Raw genomic sequence first — 4,231 nt, 5'->3', positions numbered from 1 at the left:
TGAAAGATCATAAAAAATTCATGAAAAAAGTAAGGATGACACCTCTGTGTCCAAAGGAGGCAATAAGAAATGGAATGTCCCGACAAAGATATCTGAATAAGCCGGATCGACGGTAAAGAAGTTCATGGAATCTCTCATGGGGAGAGAGATACAGGCATTTCTAGAATAAAATAACAGTAAATGCAATGGATAGTACAAAATATCTCCTAGTGAAGTATGAAAAGATCGGTGATCTGAAGGCAAAATTAGCATAGGCCTATTTACTATCATCATCCTTCTGTCGATATACAAGCGAAGTCTGACATATTAAAAGCTTATAGCTCTTTATTAAACGCTCCTTCACGTACCCATAGTCCTGGCCATCATGGCCATTGCCTTCGTTATCCTCTTCATCGCCCTTGATTATTTCACCGACTTTGGATCCGGAGGCATAGACCACATCTGATATGCCTTTGTGACCTCATAATAAGCGAGTTGAGGCTGATGTAAATCTTAGAAGGTAAATTATGCTATACTGGTGATGGAGAATTAAAAACTAGGAGGGTAGATGGCTCTATGGTCATGGAGGGTATGAGGATTCTATCAGGCATGCGATCTGGTTTTCAGAAATATATTATTATGCTTATTTTAATTTTCTTTATATACCCTCTTATGCTAAAAGTGGAGTAATATGACCCTTTTGATACCAATCCCGGCCGGAGCATATATGTGTAATTAGTTATCATGTTTTCTTGCGAAATATAATGCAAGGGCAGATGGTATAAGTACCCATATGAGGCCAACCGCTATTACGCTTATTATATTAATCCCAAGTGAGGGTGCTGAAATGCCATCATAGACCCCTGATTTAAATGCCGTTATAAGTTGTGGGTAATATGCCGGGGATATTGAACCAAGTATTAATTCATCCCTATAAAATGATGATGCTGCAGAAATATGAAGAATAAGCGGTATTAATAATATTAATGTTGACCACATGAATCCAAGTATAAATAAAAAGGCAATGCCCACTCCAAGGACCTGCCCCTGCGTTTTAATGAACTGTGATACAAGATACATTAGGCCGGCAAAGCCCACTGCCTCAACAAGATATCCGGCAAACAAATCCATAAATGTGCCTGAAGAGATAAATGACCCGGTATATTTGTACAGTATTATATCGGCCACGCCAAGTGCGATAAGAAGTCCGGCGATAAAGCTTATTGCATTGCCAGAAAATCTCGAAATGAATAATTTACCGCGTGTTACAGGTCTGACAAGTATTGATTCCATAACGCCTGACATTTTATCCCTGCTGTAATAATAATATGCAGAGAATATACCAAGTATCGGTATAAATAAAATACCAAAAAATGTTGATAATTCGCTGTTCAGTATTGCGCCTGGTTTAATATTTACATATTCATAATTGGTGTTTAAAATTACATTTTTTGTGCTGTTTACTATGTAAACGTTTACAAATTTATCCTGATCTGTTTTACTAACCGGAATGTTTATAAAATCTATATGCTTTGCAATTGTTTTGTAAGATGTTACATTTTTCATATTTAGGGTGCTGCTGTAATATGGCTCAGACGTAATATTATAATAAACATTAACATTGATATTGTAATTAACAGGTGTATAAACCAGATAACCCGTTTGTGAAATATCACTTTTATTTTGAATGGCAAGTAAATATGTAAAGTTTCCTTTATTATTAAAATAATTTAGTGCAAAATCCGGGCTGTTAGGAATATAACCAGTAAAATATTGTTGATTGCTGGTACTGTTATATGTTAAATGATAAACCTGCCCGGGTTCTGCCACCCCGTGATCGTAATATGCGGTAAGGTTTAATACAACGCATGCATCAAAGGAATTTTTAATTGTTTTATTGAAATAACCATTTGCATTTGTTTTTCCTGTAATCTCCATGGGATTGATGCTCTTTGGAGATGATGTATAATTGTATATATAAGCATGCGTGGTTAATCCAGAAACAGGATTTCCATAGCCATTTACAGCATATTCCGTTATGGTTAGATTGCCATTTTTTGAACTGATTGAGGGCATAACAATTGAGGTTCCTGATGGGTCCCTGCTGGAAGTGACGGAAACTGCCGTGTATGCTGAGAGTGCCGTGACAATTATTAATAATATTATGATAATTATCGTGAATTTTCCTGTTAATGTTCTTTTTATATCGTAAATAAACGGTTTCATGTATTAGTTCACCGCCTTTAAGAAATATTCCTCCAGGGCCTCGCTTTCCCTGGATATATAAAAAACCCTGTAACCGGACTTTACAAGTTCGCTGTTAATCTCAGATGTATCAAGATTTTTTGATGCGTTTCTTATAAAATAAAATGAATTCTCGAAAATTACATCACCATAGCCCTTTAGAACACTGTTAATATTATTATCTGGATTCCTTATTCCAATCTTTATTACAGTATTCCCAAGATTGGCCAGATCGTCCCTTTCCAGTATTTTAATAAGCCTGCCCTGTTTAATGATTGCGATTCTGTCTGCGACGTTCTGCAGCTCAGTAAGTATATGGGATGATAGGAACACACATTTGCCCTCCTTTTTGAGGCTTAGCATTAAATCCCTTACATCCTTTACCCCCTGTGGGTCCAGGCCGTTTAACGTCTCATCAAAAAGATAATTATTGGGATCGCCAATAAGCGCCGATGCTATGGAGAATCTTTTTTTCATCCCCTGTGAATACATCTTTAATTTTTTGTCTGCATACTGGTAAATACCAAGCTTCTTTAACAATTCTATTGCCCTTTTCTCAGCATCTGCAGAATTAATTCCATAAAAACCTGCATAATACTTAAGCAGCTGCAACGGTTTGGCGTCCAGTTCAAAATTTGGAAATTCTGGAACCAAACCTATCTGCATCGATGCCATAACCTTATCATTTACAATATTGTGGCCATCAACCTCGATGGAACCGCCGGTTGGGAATATTAATCCGGATATTGCCCTTATGGTGGTGGTTTTGCCCGCACCATTAAGCCCAGCAAATCCCATGATCTCACCGTTTTTAATCTCAAGTGTTAAATTGCTTACAGCCATAAATTGATTGTAGGATTTGCTGAATTCCCTAAGATTAATCATAGCAAAGCAATGGTTAAAAATATTTAAATATTTGCATAAAAATGACATAATATAATGTGTATATTGTAAGAAAATCACAGGTCAATATATAAATAAATTTATGATTTTAATGAATTTCTGGCGTTAAGATATTTAAATGGCATTTGCCAGTAACATTATAGCAGAAATAATAGTGCACCTAAATTAGGGATTCAATTCCGGGAGGTAAATATAAAGATTTAATAGGATTTAATCCGTTGCAATGAATGCCAGCACCCAGAAATATTAATATAACCATGTTAGGGCTGGCAGGTCAATCAATCAGGGAGGATTAATGCCATGCATCATATATTACCAGTACTGCCTGTTTTTGGCAAAATCGGTTTCCGCCTTGAGGAGCCTCTTAATCAAATCCTCCTCATTGAGGTATGAAACCTCAAGTATTCTTGAGGCTGTATCAGGTCCAACCCCCCTTGCAGCCATGACCATAATTGCGGTAAGACCACGTTCCCTTACAAGATGCGCGTTCTTTATTATCCTTTTTTTAATTAACGGATCATCGATATTTTTTATTGAATCCTCATCGAATTTTGATACCGATGCAACAAGATGTGAATGGCATACAGGGCATTTTATATCCCTTATGTCCCTAATTTTTAATGTTCTTTTATTACCGCATGATGTGCATAAAAGTATAACCTCTTCATTTAATAATCTGTTTTTAATTGATTCAAGTATTGTCTTGGTGGGCTTTAGTGGCATGATCCTTTCAGAATAATGGGATAAAAATATATTCGATGATTCGGATATTTTATCCCTTAGTATGAATTTCACGCCTTTTATTCCATTTAAATATTCGGTAACAGCATTTATGTCCATGTAATCAAAAATAAGTTTTCTCATGGAATCCTCATATAATGGCGTATTAAAATATGCATCAACAATTTTTTCAAACCTTACCCTGCCTATATCAGCGTCATTTGTTATTATTCCAAACTTTCTTGCCTCGTATAAAAAAACATTATTAAAGAACCTTGACCTTCTCGCAGATGATTTAATATATCCATCAATGTTGTTAATATCTATATTTTCAATAATTTTTTCAATATCAGATGGTGCAATGTTCCTTGAAACCTTAATATAA

2 protein-coding genes and 1 pseudogene are annotated in these 4,231 nt (G+C 35.6%); all 3 read right to left on the bottom strand.

The genetic code is table 11. The features are described 5' to 3' along the window. Positions 1-714: 714 nt before the first annotated feature. Positions 715-2,205, bottom strand: a complete 1,491-nt coding sequence (locus tag AOG54_RS01195; protein WP_048100802.1) for an ABC transporter permease subunit — start codon at positions 2,203-2,205, stop codon at positions 715-717. 3 nt (positions 2,206-2,208) lie between these two features. Next, complete coding sequence (locus tag AOG54_RS01190) at positions 2,209-3,108, bottom strand: ABC transporter ATP-binding protein (protein WP_048100801.1); 900 nt, start codon at positions 3,106-3,108, stop codon at positions 2,209-2,211. Positions 3,109-3,438: 330 nt separating this feature from the next. After that, a pseudogene (locus AOG54_RS01185) lies at positions 3,439-4,231 on the bottom strand (DEAD/DEAH box helicase); the annotation flags it as partial.

Origin of the sequence: Acidiplasma aeolicum, from assembly GCF_001402945.1 — an archaeon.
Classification (GTDB): domain Archaea; phylum Thermoplasmatota; class Thermoplasmata; order Thermoplasmatales; family Thermoplasmataceae; genus Acidiplasma; species Acidiplasma aeolicum.
Note: the sequence above shows the minus strand (reverse complement) of the source record. Positions and strands in the feature narration are given on the sequence as shown.